The sequence below is a fragment of the Balneola sp. EhC07 genome (genome assembly GCF_001650905.1).
Classification (GTDB): Bacteria; Bacteroidota; Rhodothermia; order Balneolales; family Balneolaceae; genus Balneola.
The window spans coordinates 77,195-94,335 of the sequence record NZ_LXYG01000014.1 but is presented as its reverse complement, the minus strand read 5'-3'; the positions used below and the strand labels follow the sequence as shown (position 1 = coordinate 94,335).

General features: G+C 37.2%; 20 protein-coding genes. 14 read left to right on the top strand and 6 right to left on the bottom strand.

All coding sequences use genetic code 11. The annotated features are described in order from the left end of the window. Positions 1-63 precede the first annotated feature (63 nt). The 5 genes from A8B79_RS16215 to A8B79_RS05750 all read left to right on the top strand — a co-directional run bounded on the left by A8B79_RS16215 (position 64) and on the right by A8B79_RS05750 (position 3,473). Positions 64-240, top strand: a complete 177-nt coding sequence (locus A8B79_RS16215) for a hypothetical protein (protein ID WP_201118481.1) — start codon at positions 64-66, stop codon at positions 238-240. 9 nt (positions 241-249) lie between these two features. After that, positions 250-1,095 (top strand): alpha/beta fold hydrolase, encoded by an 846-nt coding sequence (locus tag A8B79_RS05765; RefSeq protein ID WP_066219316.1) that lies wholly within the window; start codon positions 250-252, stop codon positions 1,093-1,095. A 151-nt stretch (positions 1,096-1,246) separates the two neighbouring features. Continuing rightward, positions 1,247-1,840, top strand: a complete 594-nt coding sequence (locus A8B79_RS05760; protein WP_066219314.1) for a hypothetical protein — start codon at positions 1,247-1,249, stop codon at positions 1,838-1,840. 113 nt (positions 1,841-1,953) lie between these two features. Beyond that, a complete protein-coding gene (locus tag A8B79_RS05755) occupies positions 1,954-2,685 on the top strand; it encodes a CPBP family intramembrane glutamic endopeptidase (protein ID WP_066219883.1) in 732 nt (243 codons plus the stop codon). A gap of 113 nt (positions 2,686-2,798) precedes the next feature. Further along, a complete protein-coding gene (locus A8B79_RS05750) occupies positions 2,799-3,473 on the top strand; it encodes a DUF4386 domain-containing protein (RefSeq protein ID WP_066219311.1) in 675 nt (224 codons plus the stop codon). 190 nt (positions 3,474-3,663) lie between these two features. Here the strand turns inward: A8B79_RS05750 and A8B79_RS16135 are convergent, their stop codons facing one another. Next, complete coding sequence (locus A8B79_RS16135; protein WP_161485144.1) at positions 3,664-3,927, bottom strand: hypothetical protein; 264 nt, start codon at positions 3,925-3,927, stop codon at positions 3,664-3,666. A 61-nt stretch (positions 3,928-3,988) separates the two neighbouring features. Between A8B79_RS16135 and A8B79_RS05745 the strand changes: the two genes are divergently transcribed. Next, a complete protein-coding gene (locus A8B79_RS05745) occupies positions 3,989-4,795 on the top strand; it encodes an adenylate/guanylate cyclase domain-containing protein (protein WP_161485143.1) in 807 nt (268 codons plus the stop codon). Positions 4,796-5,500: 705 nt separating this feature from the next. Here the strand turns inward: A8B79_RS05745 and A8B79_RS05735 are convergent. The 5 genes from A8B79_RS05735 to A8B79_RS05715 all read right to left on the bottom strand — a co-directional run bounded on the left by A8B79_RS05735 (position 5,501) and on the right by A8B79_RS05715 (position 10,536). After that, positions 5,501-6,274 carry a DUF2268 domain-containing putative Zn-dependent protease gene (locus A8B79_RS05735; protein ID WP_066219301.1) on the bottom strand — a complete coding sequence of 258 codons (774 nt, stop codon included), beginning with the start codon at positions 6,272-6,274 and terminating at the stop codon, positions 5,501-5,503. After that, complete coding sequence (locus A8B79_RS05730) at positions 6,271-6,951, bottom strand: DUF4386 domain-containing protein (protein WP_082894075.1); 681 nt, start codon at positions 6,949-6,951, stop codon at positions 6,271-6,273. Before A8B79_RS05730 ends, A8B79_RS05735 begins: the two co-directional genes overlap by 4 nt. Further along, the gene (locus A8B79_RS05725) at positions 6,944-7,918 is read right to left on the bottom strand and encodes an NAD(P)-dependent alcohol dehydrogenase (protein WP_066219296.1); all 975 of its coding nucleotides are present in this window, start codon (positions 7,916-7,918) and stop codon (positions 6,944-6,946) included. The genes A8B79_RS05730 and A8B79_RS05725 overlap by 8 nt, the downstream gene beginning before the upstream one ends. Before the next feature lie 37 nt (positions 7,919-7,955). Further along, a complete protein-coding gene (locus A8B79_RS05720) occupies positions 7,956-8,588 on the bottom strand; it encodes a CatB-related O-acetyltransferase (RefSeq protein ID WP_066219291.1) in 633 nt (210 codons plus the stop codon). Positions 8,589-8,781: 193 nt separating this feature from the next. Further along, positions 8,782-10,536 (bottom strand): helix-turn-helix domain-containing protein, encoded by a 1,755-nt coding sequence (locus tag A8B79_RS05715; RefSeq protein ID WP_066219289.1) that lies wholly within the window; start codon positions 10,534-10,536, stop codon positions 8,782-8,784. Between the two features lie 199 nt (positions 10,537-10,735). Here A8B79_RS05715 and A8B79_RS05710 point away from each other — a divergent pair, with 199 nt between their 5' ends. From A8B79_RS05710 to A8B79_RS05675, 8 genes are all read left to right on the top strand, one after another. Further along, positions 10,736-11,872: a DJ-1/PfpI family protein gene (locus A8B79_RS05710; RefSeq protein ID WP_161485142.1), complete on the top strand. Its 1,137-nt coding sequence runs from the start codon at positions 10,736-10,738 to the stop codon at positions 11,870-11,872. Between the two features lie 49 nt (positions 11,873-11,921). Next, positions 11,922-13,250 carry an amidohydrolase family protein gene (locus tag A8B79_RS05705; RefSeq protein WP_066219281.1) on the top strand — a complete coding sequence of 443 codons (1,329 nt, stop codon included), beginning with the start codon at positions 11,922-11,924 and terminating at the stop codon, positions 13,248-13,250. 54 nt (positions 13,251-13,304) lie between these two features. Then, positions 13,305-13,910: a hypothetical protein gene (locus tag A8B79_RS05700; RefSeq protein WP_153038362.1), complete on the top strand. Its 606-nt coding sequence runs from the start codon at positions 13,305-13,307 to the stop codon at positions 13,908-13,910. A 140-nt stretch (positions 13,911-14,050) separates the two neighbouring features. Beyond that, the gene (locus tag A8B79_RS05695; RefSeq protein WP_066219275.1) at positions 14,051-15,286 is read left to right on the top strand and encodes a site-specific integrase; all 1,236 of its coding nucleotides are present in this window, start codon (positions 14,051-14,053) and stop codon (positions 15,284-15,286) included. A gap of 13 nt (positions 15,287-15,299) precedes the next feature. Beyond that, positions 15,300-15,737 (top strand): hypothetical protein, encoded by a 438-nt coding sequence (locus tag A8B79_RS05690; protein ID WP_066219272.1) that lies wholly within the window; start codon positions 15,300-15,302, stop codon positions 15,735-15,737. 94 nt (positions 15,738-15,831) lie between these two features. Further along, complete coding sequence (locus A8B79_RS05685) at positions 15,832-16,128, top strand: helix-turn-helix domain-containing protein (RefSeq protein ID WP_066219270.1); 297 nt, start codon at positions 15,832-15,834, stop codon at positions 16,126-16,128. 1 nt (position 16,129) lies between these two features. Beyond that, complete coding sequence (locus A8B79_RS05680) at positions 16,130-16,399, top strand: hypothetical protein (protein WP_066219268.1); 270 nt, start codon at positions 16,130-16,132, stop codon at positions 16,397-16,399. Further along, a complete protein-coding gene (locus A8B79_RS05675; protein WP_066219265.1) occupies positions 16,399-17,139 on the top strand; it encodes a hypothetical protein in 741 nt (246 codons plus the stop codon). Before A8B79_RS05680 ends, A8B79_RS05675 begins: the two co-directional genes overlap by 1 nt. Positions 17,140-17,141 lie beyond the last annotated feature (2 nt).

The following is a 17,141-nucleotide window of genomic DNA, read 5'->3' as shown; positions in this document are numbered from 1 at the left end:
CTGGTCTTAATAAAGGAATGCAGTTTTAAAACCCATTATATAATCAAGATAAATTCAACAAAAATGAAGAATAAGAAGCAAACTAATTATATAGCCGTAGGAATTGCAATTGGAACCTCAATTGGCGCAGCAATAGGTATTGCCATGGACAATCTTGGATTATGGATAAGCCTTGGAACGGCCATTGGTGCAGCGATGGGTTACGCCCAAAAAAATAATCCTACTAAGAAAGACTCTTGATCTGATACTATGTTTAAATCAAAAAAAGGAAAAAGCGAAATACTCCGGCTCTACGACAAAAAATTGGAAAGTCTCAATCTCGATTTTGAGTACTTAACAGTACAAACCAGTTTTGGAAAGACCAACATCATAGCTACGGGAGATCCAGCGAACCCGCCGATAATAATTGTTCATGGTTCAAATGGATGTGCCCCTATTGCTCTTGAGACCTATGCCAATCTGCATAAAACCTTTCGAGTTTTTGCGGTGGATGTACTGGCTCAACCCAATAAAAGTGCCGATACGCGCTTAAGTATGAAAGATAATTCCTATGGAAAATGGATGAATGAAATCATCGCTGACCTAAAGATTGAATCAGTAACGATGGCAGGATTCTCTTTTGGCGGATTAATCATTCTGAAAACACTGGAATATAATGAGAGCAGAATCAAAGAAGTATATTTATCAGCGCCGGCTTATATCGTAAATGGAAATCCATTGAAAGCCATTTTCAAAGTTTTCATCCCAATGAAGAGGTATATGAAGACTAAAAAAATAAAGTATGTCGAGAAGTTTCTGTCCCACTTGTTCACCGATCGGGATGAGTTTGCTATCAAATTTCTTTCCAAAGTCTTTTTAGAATTTGAAATGGACTTTACCCCGGTTCCCTTCATAGATGCTAAGGCAGCCAATGAAATCACAACACCCATTACCATTTTCGCAGCTCAAAACGACATTCTGTTTCCCGGAAATAAAATGATAAAACGGGCAGCAAAGATATTTCCATCGCTTAAAAAAAGCACACTTCTTGAACATTCGAAACATGTTCAAAACAAAGAACAAAATGAACAGATTGAACAAGAGATCATGAGATAAGGCGTGCTAAGTCCATAGTCTTCAAAACGGTGTAACCTTTATATACAATGACCGTTATGGTCACTGTCCATGATACTTAAAAGAAGACGTATTGGCTCTCTGACTTGATTAAAAAAACTAAAACCCTGACAGCTTTAACCATTAAAAAAATATGAAATTTCAATTCACAATACTTTTATCTGTAATCATATTTAGTGCTTGTGATAGCCCAAAAAAATCTAACCTTACTCAACAACCGATTCTTGAGGATTATCAACTTGGCGAACAATGGGTTTGGAAGTATAAAGGGGTAACTACGGAAGGAGAAGTACGCTCAGACGATACAGATACAAGAACGATAGTGCGCATGGATGAGGGTTTGGGCATGACCATAGGCAATGACACCATTCCGCTCGCCGAAATTGTTAAGCTGGATGAAAGCGAAACACCTAAATATGACTGGCCATTAGAAGTAGGTAAAAAGTGGAAATACGAAAATAATTGGACCAGTCAGGATGGTACTACGGGGGCTCAAAATCAAGATGCGGAAGTTTTGTCTTATCAGGAGGAAACAGTAGAAGCCGGCACATTCATGGCTTATACCATCAAATATACCGGTAAAACTACTAACTCCAGAGGATACAATGCGGATGAAGAGGAAATTTGGTTATATGCTCCGGAAGTAAAAACCTTTATTAAACTGACTCAGTCTCAAGGTGATTTTTTGTATGTGGAGGAGCTGATCGAATATTCGAAACCAAAATAAGGAACAAATGCCAATACCCATGTAAGTGACTATACCGCTATGGTTCACACAGCGCATAAATAGTTATTAGCGCTAATTAAAAAGATGAAAATATTTAAAATTGAATGATAGAAATGGAAACTAAACACAAGTCATTAACAATAAAGAGGGGTATTCTGGCCATTGTGATCATGTATGCATGTCAACTCCTAGCTGGAATTGCTATCTCTTATGGTTTCAAATTCTTTTCACCTACTGATAAAGTTCCTCTCGAGATCTTGGGGCTCACTTCTGCTTTGCTCGGTGGAATTATGATATTGACTTTCTTCTGGTGGGATATCCATAGATCAGGCCAACCTTTTTATCCTGAGATAGGACTTCAACCAAGTAAGATTAAAAAGAGCAAAGGTCTTTTATTGGTTATAGGTGCATTAGCATCAACACACTTTTTAGCGTGGATATATAGATCGGTGATGTTACCTGCCTTAGGTCACGAAGGAATCATTGGGGGCGGCTCCAAAATGTTTAGCTTCATACAAACAAATGGAGAAGCATTAGAAATGTCTGGTTTTTTACTGCTGGCACTCCTCGTCGGACCTATTATGGAAGAGGTTGTATTTAGAGGGTATTTGCAGTCTTCATTAGCAAAGAAAATACCTGCATGGGCTGCTATATTGATAACTTCGATTGTTTTCACCATTGGCCATAGTCCCATGATATTATGGCCCATGTATTTTTTGTATAGTGTTACCTGGGGTTGGATCTTATTACGTACTGGTTCTTTAAAAATGGCAGTCCTTATTCATATTCTTAGCAACTTGTTTTACGCTATTGTAGGTTTTGCAGGATGGAATATTCTTGCTTAAATCAAATGGTTTACACTCCTTCTGTAAGAAATTTCATAAAACTCACTCAAAATCAAGGTTTTTTTCTATACGTAGAAGAATTAATCAAATATTCAAAACCATAATAATTAATAATGACTTCATCACATCAGTCACTTAAAAAAGATGCCAGAATTACGGGTATCTGGTATTTGTCATTGGCAGTTTTCGGAGTACTAGGATTTCTTGTTTTTCATCCCAAAGTGTTTATCACCGGCGACCCTGCTGCGACCCTTCAAAATATCATTGAAAATGAATCGATTATCCGAACCCGTCTGTTGCTGGAATTAGCGATAGTTTTATCACAAGTTCTGGCTGCTGTTTGGTTTTATAAATTATTTAGGAACATAAATGAATGGGCAGCCTGGTCTTTGGCTATCTGGGGTACCGTTAATGCAGTAGCTATTATGATCAGTGCTATAGCTATGGGGTCGATGATTAATGTTGCTTCTTCTTCTCTGGTGACTGATGAACAGATCCTGTTAATTTCAGTTTTTCACAACGTAATAAGTAATGCCTGGGCTGTTGGAAGTCTGTTTTTTGGACTATGGCTTATTCCAATGGGATATATCGTTACCCATTCACGCAGAATGCCTGTTTGGTTAGGATATACCCTTATCATCGGTGGCTTTGGTTATATGCTGAGTACTTTTTTCAATTATTCGGGAATAGAGTCTTCTTTCACTGAATACCTAACCATTCCTGCTACTGTCGGCGAATTCTGGATGATCGGGTATTTGCTCATTTTTGGAATACGGCCCAAAGAATAAAGTATTCAAACCTTTGATAGTTTCTAAATTCAGACAATTTACAACAAGCATTTATTCAATATGTACATCTGGAATTCAACAACTAATCAAACACCCTCATGCCACGCCTCAAAAATTGATATTAATCTTTACCAAATCCGGCCATACTTTATAAGATCAGACTATAATTGGGGTCGAATAATTCTTCTATTCAATCAAGAAATATGATCTTATCTAAACTCTCACCAAAAACTAGGCGTAATATATCCCGCATCATTCCATTTGGTTTGATCTGGTTATTTCTTGGCTGGATTTTTTTAATAAACGATTTATCATTGATCGGTAACCAAGATGTGAATTCAGATTCTGCGATAACTATCTCGGTACCCATATTTATTTTTGCGAGTCTCGCAGTTTTTTTGGTGGGTTTAATAATCGGCACAATGGAGATGATCGTATTTGAAAAACGTTTCACTAACTATAGTTTACCATCAAAAATTGCAGCTAAATTCCTGATTTACTCTACCATTTTATTAATGATAATTCTTATCACCTTTCCTATTGCCGGAAGCATTGAACAAGGGTTACCTCCTTTCCATCCAATAGTATTAAGTAAGATGGGGCGCTTTTTAAGTAGTCTTGTTTTTTTGAATACGGCATTACAGCTTTCCTTTGAATTATTTTTGAGCTTAATCTATGCCGCTATTAGTGAAAATCTAGGACACAACATTCTTAAAAACTTTTTTACCGGTCGGTATCACACCCCAAAAGTAGAAAAAAGAATTTTCATGTTTTTAGATATGAAAAACTCAACTGCTATTGCCGAGAAACTTGGGCATGTAACTTATTTTCAGTTTCTAAGGAAATATTATGAATCACATTCAGATTCAATTATTAACCATTTGGGGGAAGTGTATCAGTATGTAGGAGACGAAATTGTGCTTACCTGGGAACTTAAAAAAGGAGTACAGAACAACCATTGGTTGAGATGCTATTTTGAACTGAAAAAAAACCTAAACGCGCTTAGATCTTCTTTTGAAAAAGAGTTCGGGGTTACACCTGATTTTAGAGCAGGTGTTCATGTGGGAGAAGTTACTACTGGAGAAATTGGTGCCTTAAAAAAAGAAATAGTTTACACCGGAGATGTGCTAAACACTGCTGCACGATTACAAAACCTGTGCAAAGAATATTCCGCTGATTTAATATTTTCGGAAGATATTAATGGGCTAATTTATAAGCAAAATGAAAACCCCATTAAACCATTAGGCAAGATATTGTTACAGGGAAAATCCAACACAACTACTATTTATACTATCGAAAATAGTTTAGACTCTAACAGATAAACTTGATAGATTTTTTAGTAAAAGCATCATTTGTTTCACAACTGTTTTACTCGAATAAATAAAAAAAGCTCTAACACTTTATTTATCAAAGTATTAGAGCTTTTTAAGTGCTCCCCGGCAGTAGCAAACTTGCGAATTTATTTCGAGATAAAATGGCCTATTAATGCGTTAAATAAGGGTTCTCATGGATACTCTCTCGAAATTGACTGGCTAAAATTCAAAGAAATCCACCCTTTTTTAGCTAATGTGAACTTTTGTAAACCGGTTAATTCTGTTAACTCAAAACCGCCTAAAAAGAAGAAGCTCTCCCCTGCTGAGCAGGCTAAGTTGTATAGAAAATTACTGGCTTCTGGGAAAGTGAAAAGTCGTGCCGAGCTAGCTCGAAAGTTTGGAGTGAGCCGGGCATGGGTTACTATGGTTTTGAATGCATAATAATCTGAGCAGCATAATCCAAGGCTTCTTCATCGGGTAGATGATGATAATAATGATTCCTCAAGCCGCTGACAAATGCTCTTAAAGGTCCCCAGCAGTTGCAAACTTGCTAATTCATTTTGAGATAAAATAGCCTATTAAAGATATATTCAGAGGTCGCTTTGGTTTTTTACTCGAAATTGATTGGCTAAAATTGCTCGAAATCTACCCTTTTTGAATCATGCGATCCGCCGGCTGGCGAAAAACCACGCTTTTCTGATAACCAGAAACCTCCTAACTGTATCCAGCCATTTCAAAGATCTCAGACGGACTCAGTTCACTTAATTCCAATACACTTTTGCCCGATCTCTTCATGGCTTTTCGGATCACGTAATTACCAGTACGGTAACCTATAAATTTCCTTCCGTCCGGGTGCTCCCCGGAAACCCAATGACTATAATTCGCATCTTTGGGTAGTTCCAGAATTTCCTCTACCCATTCCTGTGCTTCTTCAGGATAAGCATTTACTTCATGATGGATTCCTGTGTATTCTTCTGCAAAAACCACGGCCAATCCTTCGTTTATGAGCGCATTGTCAATCCCCTGGGCATACTCGTTTTGTTTAATGCTCCATCCTCTTGTAAGATGATGAAATTCATGAAAGATCAGGGTTTTCATTCCATCTTTAGCAGCTTGTAATGGTCCACCTGGATAAACCTTCGAAATTAAAACGACTATTCTCCCAATAGGATCATGTTCATTGGTCCAGCCTGTAACTCCATCTACTGTCTGTAGGTCACGGTCAATAATTTGCACTCTAATTATCACACTAGCCGGTAATTTCTCAAGGATTGCAGCAGCCTCTTTTGCCTGAGAGCTAATAACTTGTTGAATGACCGTTTTTTCTGCATATGTGAGGTCATCCCCACTTTCATCAAAATGAACCTTGATTTCTAAGTTTGGCTGCTTCGACTGACTTAAAACCGGGCAGGTTGTAAAAGTCATGATCGCTAAGATGATTATTACAAACCAGGATGTATGATGTAAACTATTCACTGGAATGCTCATACTTTTCTCCCTTTGATCATCAACCAAATACAAAGTGTCACTTCGCCCAGCGCTGCCGATAACCCAACGACCCACCCAAAAATAACCTTGTGTTCAGGATATAAAATAAATCCAAAGCTTTCGATTAGGTAACCGAATGAGGCGCCGATCATGAGTATGCCCAGAACTGTTGGGAAGTGAACTGATTTCATCAGTAAATAGCCGACCAGGAAACAGTGAATTCCGAACGCTACTCCCGCCAGAATATATCCCAAATGATGGGCTTCCATAAAAAACAGGGATAATTCACTTAGCTGAATCTGAGAAAATTGACTGGCAAGTCCATCACTTTCCAAAACGTTAAGAGCCGCCGCATGATTAAGTAAATTTGCAGTTGCTACTCCCGGATGCGCTATCAACCTGAAACATGCCATGATCAATGCGAGCGGTTTATTCACCGACTTCAACAACATGTATAGCAATACTGAGATTGCAATATCTGTAGAAAAAGCGATCAGGTCAGTAACCAATCCCCATTTGAACAATGCTGAATTAGCCAGAATATTATTGGCAGTGGCGATCGCATCGTCGGCAATAAATACGGTTTCTCTTGCCACACCCTGAGCGAATCCCGCACAACATATTACGATCAGATAGAGCACTCCGGTAATTCGGCCGATTTTCTTTTCATTATACATGAGTGGTTCCTCCTTGAATTGCCAGTATGATATTTCCCTGTTTATGACCTGATTCTGCATGTATATGAGCCTCCTTTATTTCTTCCATGCTGTATGTTCTTTCAATGACCGCCTTGAGCTTTTTTGATTTGAGCAGGTTCTTGATCTCATCCAAAAGTTCCCGGGATTCTTTTGTGACACCTGTATACACTTTATGACCTTTCCGAAAAGTGTTCATCATCATTGCCTGCATCAATCCAAGATTAAATGCAGTTGATATGAAGTGCCCATCGGAGCTTAGTAACGGCTTAACACTTTTATAACTTAGATTACCTACGGTATCAAAAACGATATCATAACTATGGGGATGGTTGTCGAGCCTCTCTTTTTTGTAATCAATAACCTGATCTGCACCGATCTCGCGCACTAATTTCACATTCCGGGTGCTGCAAACTCCGGTAACAGAAGCACCATATGCTTTGGCTATCTGGACAGCATAACTACCCACGCTTCCTGATGCCCCGTTTATTAATACCCGATCCCCCTTTTTCAGTCCCCCCTGTTTCAGAAAGAACAATGATGTCATCCCCCCGATCGGAATAGCTGCCAGTGATTCATTTTCAATATTTCCGTCAGCCTTGGAGATCACACTATCCTCACTCATTACTATATATTCGGAGTGAGCTCCGGTCTTCAGTCCGGTACTTCCAAAAATTTTATCTCCCGGCTTAAATCGGGTTACACTCCTTCCTGTTTCAACGATCTCCCCATAAAATTCCTGACCCAAAACCTTCTTTTTTGGAGTCAATAGACCATTCATAAATCGAACCATAATGGGATCAGCTTTTCTCAAGTGCCAATCAGCTGCAGTAACTGAACTACTTATAACCTTTATTAACAGTTCATTTCGGTCGGGTTTAGGGATGCTAGTCTTGATCAGCTTCAAAACATCCGGACTACCGTAGGTGTCATATATTATAGATTTCATAGTGTTTCTTATTATCGGATTAGTATATAATGATGGCTTATTCGGATATCGATGAGATCTTTGTAAAGTCATTACCGGTCAAATAGGTCAGATTCTGTGTGATCTTAGATATTTCCCAATCCCACCATCTTATCTTGAGTAACTCAGCGATTTTTTCTTCCGGGAATCGATATCTGATTAGACGAGCGGGATTACCACCCACTATGCTATAGGGTTCCACATCGCTAACTACAGTAGCATTCGTAGCTATGATCGCTCCATCCCCAATTTCTACCCCGGCCATTATTGTAGCATTATGTCCAATCCAAACATCATTACCGATCACCGTATCGCCTTTATTTGGATAGGCCTTGTTCTCCATAGCATCTTCCCATCCATTACCGAAAATGGCAAAGGGATACGTTGATATAGCATCGGTGAGATGATTGGCTCCATTCATAATGAATGAGACTCCTGAAGCGATCATGCAAAACTTGCCGATCTTTAATGTATCTCCAGTGAAATCGAAATGATATTTCACGTTTTTCATGAAGTTCTGAACATCTTCCAGATCATCATAGTACGTGTAATCGCCTACTTCAATACCGGGAGTATTAATAAGGTTCTTCAGAAAACACAGCTTTTTATGATGTGCTAAAGGAAATAAAGTGTCATTATCAGGACCATACATACCGAGAGAGTTAATTTCAGTTTATCTACGGTGATAAGATGGAGTCTTTACTTCCACCAATCGTTCGGATGTACCTAGTCGGACTTTATTTGTGCAACCGAACTTGTGGATCAGGTGTTAAATACAGTCACCATTGCTTTAATGAGGGAAGAATAATTGGGCTAGTAAAATCCAGGTTCCTTAGATCAGGCAGTTACTTCTGTTCTTTCAACCAACGAAAGGGAGTAAGGCCGGTGCTTTTTTTGAAATAATCGTTAAACGTGCTTTTTGAATTGAACCCACATTCGTAGGCAATGCCCAGTAAGGTCAGATTTTGATTTTCCGGCAGCACAGCCATCTTCTTAAAATGCTCCAATCGGTAAGAGTTGATGTAGTGATAGAAGTTTGATTTTTTATCCTGATTGATTAGCCAGGATAGCTTATTGGAACTCGTATTTATATGATCCGCCAGATTGGTGAGCGAAAGTTTTGGATCAAGATAAAGTTGTTCTTCCACCATGCTTTTATCAAGAGCTTCAATCAGTTCCTTATGTTCTTCCTCATCCGTAATGAGTGGTTTGGAATCACTCGTATCTTCGTAGATATCGCTAAGTAAAGGGAATTTTTTGGGAAGAAATTCTTGAAGGTTATTATACTCTTCACAAGTCTTTAATTTTACTAAAAAAGGATCGTAGTTAAAGCAGATATATTTTCCATGCTTTTGATTCAGTCCCTCTTCTAACATTTTAAAAGCCTGATCATAATTTTCTTCCAGTGTAAGAAAATATAACCGCCAGGGATGGATATTCTCATCAGCCAGGAAAGGCTGCTCATATTCTGAAATTGGTTGATCATGGTACAAGTGATTAAGAGTAGTATAGTACCCCATAAATGGTAACTCGCTAAACTCTTCCAATATCTCTTCAAGCTCTGCCTTGTTATCTGTCAAAATCAAAGCAGCAGCTTTCAATTGTACAGCAAATATCCATTTAGGATCTTGTTTCAACACCTTATTCATCTGTTGAATGGCTTTCTCATACTCCCCGGAGAAGTATAAGATGTTCCCCTTCATAAAGGTATGATTAAGGGATAGAGGATTGATCTCCAACGCGTGCTCAATGTGAATCATGGCTTCATCAAATTGCCCTACCATGATATACATCCCGGCAATGGCCTCAATAGCTTCGGCATTATTTGGGTTAAGCTCCAGCGAATGTTTAAAATGATCAATGGCACTGCTGTGGTCCCACTCAATCATCATTTCTGTTGATGCCTTTGCTAAATGATAATCTAAGGAGTCTCTGTTCACTTCCATAGCTTTTTCCAGATACTCATAGACTTCAGATCTGGCTTCTTCTCCTGAACTCCAGAAAAGCATATAAGTATAGCAGAGAACAATCCCATAGTAGGCCCTGAATAATTCAGGATCTAACTGAATGGCCTTTTGATAGTGCTCTATGGCTTTTACTAAGGCATCATTTGTCCATTTAAGTTGCTCATACCGACCTTTCAGATAGTAGTCATAGGCATCAAAGTTACTGGAGTCTACAGAAACTAAGGATGACTGAAATTCAATGTGACCAAAATTTTCTCTGATTTTATCTGCCACCAGTAAACTAATCTCATCCTGAAGCTTAAAGATATCATCAAGCTGGCGATCGAATTTCGTGCTCCAAATCTGAAATCCATCAATCGTTCGAACCAATCGAACTGATATCCTCACATTCATCCCTGATTTCCGGACACTTCCCTCCAGAATGGTGGCTACTCCAAGTTGCTTCCCTATCGCCCGAACATCTGTATGCTTGTCTTTAAACATAAAGCTTGATGTTCGTGCTATCACCTTCAGTCCTTTTGTTTTTGACAAAGCCAGAATGATTTCCTCGGTAATTCCATCACTGAAATATTCATTATCCTTATCCGGACTTAAATTGATAAAGGGTAATATGGCAACGGATTTGTCGGTCATCAGAACTTTAGACACAATTTGAGATTACAAGAGAAATGATAATAGGTAATCAGGTATTAACTATCCAATGACAGAAATTGATTGAGTCAGGATTTAAGATGGGATGAATGGGCATGAGTCCGAATCTATACATTCGGACGATGTAAGCATTTTCAGTTCACATATTTCAAATGAAATCTTAAATCAAACAGAAAATCTCATGAAACAGTACGTTTTTCCATTCATCTTATTTATCACTTCACTTCTATACAGTTCTCCGGTTGCAGCTCAGGAACAGATCTTAATCGTAGTAACCAATAACACAGTGGTTCAGGCTACTATCGACGGCAAAGATTCTACGATTGCCGGTGGATACACCCTTTCAGAAGTAACTCAAGCCTTTGATGTGTTCATTAAAAGTGGATTTACTGTGGACTTCATGAGCCCACATGGTGGAATGACTCAATATGAACCTGAAGAAAAGCTTAGTGACCTTGACAAAGCATTCATTAATAATCCTGAAATCATGGCTCAGCTAAAGAATACTCTGTCTCCTAAGCAGATTAATGCCAGTGAGTACAATGCTATTTATTTCGCCGGAGGAAAAACACTCTGGGATTTTCCTAATAATAACGAGCTCGCTTCACTCACTGCTTCTATTTATGAACAAGGTGGAGTGGTTGGTGCCATTTGTCATGGACCAGGTGCGCTTTTAAACGTTACACTATCCAATGGGGATCGCTTAATCGAAGGTAAAAATATAAGCTCATTTACGAATTTGGAAGAGCAGTTATTTTCGAAGGCCGCAGAGTTTTATCCATTTATGTTGCAGGATGAATTGACACGGTTAGGAGCAACGTATCAGGAAGCACCGCCTCTATTTGACCAGTCTGTTGTTGATGGACGTTTGGTTACCGGTCAAAACCCTCTTTCCACCTATTCAGTAGCAGAAGATATGATAGTATTAATGGGAAAAACACCACCTCAACGACCTTGGGATCAACTAAGCTTTACTGTCAGTGTTGTGCAAAATGCCGTTCAGCACGGCAAAACAAAGACGTATCAATTCATTGATTCTCATGACTCTGATTCGCTGTTAGATGAGCGATTACTCGCGGAACTAAGTATTTATGGTAGCCGTGGCTACATGGGTAAGGAAGTCCAAAACAAGGGAATTCCATTGCTTGAAATCGCTTCAGAATTGATACCGAACAATCCTCAAATCTTAGAGGAATTGGCAAGAATTCATTATAAGAATGGTGATATAAAACAAGCCGAACAGTACCTGTCAGAAAGTTTACAGATCGACCCGGATTCAGAAACTGCGAATGAACTTAAAAATGAAATGGAGCAATAAATCTCTCCGGTGATAATCGTGGTACAACTTCAAACAATAGACGTAGAAAATGATGAAAACTACTGACCAAATTACTAAGAATTTCATACTCACAAACATTCGACTGATAAGCATGGATCAGGATGTTGGCTATCTTGTTAAAGCATCTTTTTCAGTACATGAGGGGGTTATTTCAAAGGTATACTCCGAAAATGAAATCCCGGATCAGCTTGATTCAGATCTCCCACAAATAGACGGCAAAGGCTATATTGCCATGCCTGGTTTTGTAGATACACATACCCACATGTGGAATTCACCATGGAAATCTTTCCTTGGAACGGCTACAGGATTGAGTTATGAAGCACTTTGCAGAAAAATGGGACCACTTTTCACCCCTGAAGATTCTTATGCCGCGGTGTATGCAGCTAGTCTTGAGGCGTTGTCAGCGGGTGTAACAACTATGAATAACTGGGCGCATAACCTGCCAAGCCCCGAACACGCAGATGCTGAACTACAGGCTATGGAAGATGCCGGGCTCAGGGGGCAATTCACTTACGGCTACCATTACGAGTTGTCACCTGAGGAACCTATGAATGTTGCGGATGCTATTCGGTTAAGAGATTCTTCTGCCAGCAAACGAATGACGTTTAGGCTTGGATTAAGAAACGATGTAACTCCTGATCCCAATTTCCCATTCTTTAAATTTCTTAATGTAGCGCCTGCGTTACTTAAAAAAGAAATTGCAATGGCACGTGAGGCCAGGCTTCCGATCAGTATGCACGTACTCAATGAAGGTAATGCAGAATATTATGCAAAAGCCGGTTACCTAAATTCAGACAATTTGATCATCCATGGCTATCACTGGGATGATGCAGACTGGAAAGTGCTGGCTGACCATCAAACGCCAGTCAGTTTTTCTCCTTCTACAGCAAATGGAATGCGAAAAATAATACCTTTGACTTCTGCCCAAAAAAACGGGGTTCAATGCGGTCTTTCATTTGATAACTATGCCGGATCAGGAGGACCTAATATGTTTAAGATGATGGCTGCGGCTCGTATCAACCAGCAATTAGGAAAGAAAAAAATATCAGATTCAAAGCTGCTTTCATTAGTTACAAAAAACGGAGCAGGAGTACTTGGAATTTCTGATGATGTAGGTACTATTACGCCTGGAAAACAAGCCGACTTTATGTTAGTTAAAACTGATTCTCTTGCAATGGCTCCAGCAAAAGATTCTGTCAGGGCACTAACCAATACGGCAAATCCCAGTGACATCGATTCCGTATATGTGGATGGTACACCTGTAAAAAGAAATGGCAAAATGCTTGGAATTCATACTGCTGACATTGCAAATGATCTCAATTCTCGATTTGAACGCCTTATTCGACTCATGAACTAAAGTCATTCAATCACTATCTAATGTTTCCGAGTCAAGGACGCTCCAGCTTCCAATATGAAAATGGAGCTACATAATGAATACCAAACAATTCAGTACTATGAATCTGTAATATTACATTTAACCAAGAGCCATCGAATAAAACAAACTAAAGAGCTATTAAAACAGATTAGAAATAATAGACTTCAATTAATAAGAAGTAAGGATGCTATTAGTCAAGATTTAATAAAAAATAGGAATCCAGCTCTCAAAAAACATTGGGAAGAGGAATTAGAAACCCTATTGAATCAGATTACTGAAATAGACGAAGTAATTAAAGAAAAACTGGAAGAGTTAGTCTCCTTAGAAAATTCAAAACAACTAAATGGTGACCAGTATCATAAAATCCTTACTGAATTCAATCAGATTCTTGAAGACAAGCCAAAAAATGTCCAACAGGACCTAATCCGAACACTTATACGGGAAGCTGAGTCGAAAATTTCATCCTTTAATAATGGAAGTGGTGAATTTAGGATCGACTATATATGTGATCACTACCTTATTTCAGAATGGGAAGACATAAAGCAGGGGCTTAAAAAAAAGGCGAACTCTGAAAAAAGATTCAAAGTTCGCACTTCGCTTGCGCTTGGCTCCCCGGGTAGGATTACAACAACATTCATATGATTGCTCATTAAGTGTGATACAATATCAATATATGCTCTATTTGATCAATAATGTATATATTAGATTATCAAATTTAAGTGACTATATCTGAAATTTGTTTTACATTTGTTACACAGTAAAAATAAATTCGATCTTTTCATTTGTCTACCTCCTTTCATTTATACCTTAGAAGCGACTCGCCTAGAAAGAATGGTGAGTATCCAATTTACCTTAGAATTACTTCTAACAGGAAACATAAATATTTAAGTACAGGTATTTCAGTTTTTCAAAAACATTGGAACTCAGATAAAGAAGTAATACGAAAAACTCATCCTAGCTATAAAGCTCTTAATAAAACATTAAGTATAAAATTATCCGAAGCTAAGAATGCCCAAGCCGAATTAATTACCTATGGAAAGGATAATGCTAAATCAATAAAAGCCCGTTTGAAGGTTATTGATGAAACTGACTTCTTTTCATTTGCTGAAGATTACCTCAAATTAAAACAGAGAAATGGTAAGCACTCTCAGTACGTACAAGGTGTAGTAGCATTTAACAAAATTGAAGAGTTTGAGGGAGAAAGACTACTAAGATTTAATCAGATTGATTCTGAATACCTTAAAAGTTTCCAAGATTTTTTAATCAATGATCATAAGAATAAAGCATCTACAGTAAAGAAAACTTTTCAACCTATTAAAAAAGTTATAAAAAGAGCTATTAGTGAACACCTCCTTCACATAGACCCCTTTCTCAATTTTGAAATGGTAACTAATAGTAACCCTCCTTCAAAAATAAAACTATCTATTGAACAAATTGAGGGTATTAAAGCATTAGAACTAGAAAAAAATACATGGCTTTGGAACACAAAAAATGCATTTCTATTTAGCTTTTACTCAGCCGGAATTAGATTTGGTGATATTTGCTGCCTTAAATGGGAAAACGTTAAAGATGGTCGTCTAAACTATCAAATGAACAAGAATGAAAAAGCATTTAGTACAGAATTGAATGATTATCAGAAAGAAGTATTAGGCAAGTACTCTGGACAAGACGATTCATTCATCTTTCCCTTTTTGAATAATCATAAAGACTATTCAGATCCCATCAAACTTCGGAAAGATATCAGCTCCAAAAATATGATGGTTAATAAAAGCCTAAAAAAGATAGTTATAAAATTAAATGATGAAATTGATAAGGGTAATATTAGCGCACCTAAAATAAATGCTAATGTTTCATTTCACGTATCAAGACATTCTTTTGCACAACATGCTGTTCAATCCGGACTAAGTATTTACGAGCTAATGCAAACATTAAGACATAGTAAACTTGAAACAACTCAAAAATATCTTAAAAGCCTAAATGAAGAACTTGCGGATAAAGCAATGAAGAAAATTTTTTAATCAATTAGTTGATATGAATATTAAAAACAATTCCCTATTTAACTTTGATTTACATAGAGATGAAGTCAAAAAAATAGATTCTGTCGAAAATAAGATCAATTATTGGCTAAAAAAGAAATCTGAATTTCTTTCTCAGCATTTAAAATATTTAAATGATACACCAAATTTTGATGAATGTGTTGATGCTGAAGTTGAATATTTAAGATCATTATTAAGTTCAGAACAAAACGCGTTGATAAATGAGATTCAGAGTTTTAATAACAAAAATTACTGGAATACTTGTCAATCTTTATACAACTCAGACAAGGTGTCTTATAATACTTGGGAAAAGGTATACAACTTCGTTACAACAAGAATGAATGAATTAGGCTTGGATAAGAAATATTCCTCTTTTCAATCTTTTAAAAATGCAAAAAACGCTACCGATCATATGAATAATACAAAAAAGTAACATTGTATTACTGATTTTGTAATACTTATTGTCTGTTTTTGATGCATTCAATTTATGAATTTGTATTCGATAACTCGAAACAAATATATAAGCAATGAATGCCTACATACCCACAAAAGAAGATCTTGAACAGATCATAGAAAAAGCTGTTAAACATACTGTAACCAAATCTCTACCAGAAGCTATACGAAAAGCTACACGTAAAAAATGGCTTAACACGGAAGAAGTAATGGAATTACTTCAGTGCTCAAGACGCCATATTCAATACCTAAGAGATGAAGAGCTTATTACTTTTTCTCAGTCAGGAAGGACTATTAGATATGATATTGAGGAAGTAGAAAATTTTCTCAACTCCCATAAAGTTAAATCAAAAAATAAAATGGGAGAATAAAATGGAGCCAATAAAAAAAGAGGTTGCGCCCGCAAAAGTACAACCTCTTAGTAATCGAAAAAAATCATTTAATAAAGCTTTAAAAATAGCTAATTCTAACTCACTCTTCAATCTATATAATCTAGGCAAAAGTATAGCTGAATTAGAGAATAAATTAATGATTAGTGATGAAATTATTCGACTAATTGTTACTGGTTTACCTCCAAATCTCACTTATATCGACATCTATTGCTTTTATGAAGCCTATTTTAAATTTAGAGAGGTCGAGTAATGGATACCAAACGAAGAATGATTGAGATCAAAGTATGGGATTACAGATATTTTAATGAACTAGATGCTTCAGAAAAGCTATTCTATTGGTTTATTAATTGCCATTGTGACAACGCTGGAGTATATGAGCATAGTCCAAAACTGTCTGAATTTCATTGTAATTCAGTTATCGATATTAATAACTTTTTAGATAAAATTAATTGTGATAAAGAAAGAATAAGGAGTCTGAATAACAATAGTATCTGGATAAAGGATTTTATTAAAGTCACTTGGACAACAATAGCTGGTAATAACAATCTAGGTCTCTCATGTTATAAATTGCTCGTATATCATAATTTACTCGAAGAGTTTATAGAAACGTATCCTAATCATATCAATATTCCTTCCTTTTATAAAGCTATCAAAGAAGAAAAGAAAGGTTACTCGGGTCTTCCTCTGCCCCAGACCAGGCCCAGGTCAGGGGGCATTAACAATAACATTTCCAATAACACTAACAATACCGATAACAATAGCATTAGCTCAGCTATGGAAAAGGTATTAAAAGGAATACCAAAACATATTGCAAAATATCCTGAGCATGTATTGATTGCCGAATTAGAAAAGATTAGGAAAAAAAATAGAATACAGATTGATCAATTTGTAACAGTAGGATGTGAATTAGTTTTAAATATTGATTGGGAAACACACGATTGGAATAAGTTCATAAAAATACTTGATGAAAACTTTAACAACCAACCCTAACT

Coding starts and splice junctions, on each gene's coding strand:
- A8B79_RS05730 (WP_082894075.1), bottom strand. CDS start 6,951: ATGTATAATGAAAAGAAAATCGGCCGAATTACCGGAGTGCTCTATCTG.
- A8B79_RS05705 (WP_066219281.1), top strand. CDS start 11,922: ATGATGAAAACTACTGACCAAATTACTAAGAATTTCATACTCACAAAC.
- A8B79_RS05750 (WP_066219311.1), top strand. CDS start 2,799: ATGACTTCATCACATCAGTCACTTAAAAAAGATGCCAGAATTACGGGT.
- A8B79_RS05680 (WP_066219268.1), top strand. CDS start 16,130: ATGGAGCCAATAAAAAAAGAGGTTGCGCCCGCAAAAGTACAACCTCTT.
- A8B79_RS05755 (WP_066219883.1), top strand. CDS start 1,954: ATGGAAACTAAACACAAGTCATTAACAATAAAGAGGGGTATTCTGGCC.
- A8B79_RS05720 (WP_066219291.1), bottom strand. CDS start 8,588: ATGTATGGTCCTGATAATGACACTTTATTTCCTTTAGCACATCATAAA.
- A8B79_RS05760 (WP_066219314.1), top strand. CDS start 1,247: ATGAAATTTCAATTCACAATACTTTTATCTGTAATCATATTTAGTGCT.
- A8B79_RS05700 (WP_153038362.1), top strand. CDS start 13,305: ATGAAAATGGAGCTACATAATGAATACCAAACAATTCAGTACTATGAA.
- A8B79_RS05690 (WP_066219272.1), top strand. CDS start 15,300: ATGAATATTAAAAACAATTCCCTATTTAACTTTGATTTACATAGAGAT.
- A8B79_RS16215 (WP_201118481.1), top strand. CDS start 64: ATGAAGAATAAGAAGCAAACTAATTATATAGCCGTAGGAATTGCAATT.
- A8B79_RS05715 (WP_066219289.1), bottom strand. CDS start 10,536: ATGACCGACAAATCCGTTGCCATATTACCCTTTATCAATTTAAGTCCG.
- A8B79_RS05765 (WP_066219316.1), top strand. CDS start 250: ATGTTTAAATCAAAAAAAGGAAAAAGCGAAATACTCCGGCTCTACGAC.
- A8B79_RS05675 (WP_066219265.1), top strand. CDS start 16,399: ATGGATACCAAACGAAGAATGATTGAGATCAAAGTATGGGATTACAGA.
- A8B79_RS05685 (WP_066219270.1), top strand. CDS start 15,832: ATGAATGCCTACATACCCACAAAAGAAGATCTTGAACAGATCATAGAA.
- A8B79_RS05745 (WP_161485143.1), top strand. CDS start 3,989: ATGATAATTCTTATCACCTTTCCTATTGCCGGAAGCATTGAACAAGGG.
- A8B79_RS05710 (WP_161485142.1), top strand. CDS start 10,736: ATGAAACAGTACGTTTTTCCATTCATCTTATTTATCACTTCACTTCTA.
- A8B79_RS05735 (WP_066219301.1), bottom strand. CDS start 6,274: ATGAGCATTCCAGTGAATAGTTTACATCATACATCCTGGTTTGTAATA.
- A8B79_RS05725 (WP_066219296.1), bottom strand. CDS start 7,918: ATGAAATCTATAATATATGACACCTACGGTAGTCCGGATGTTTTGAAG.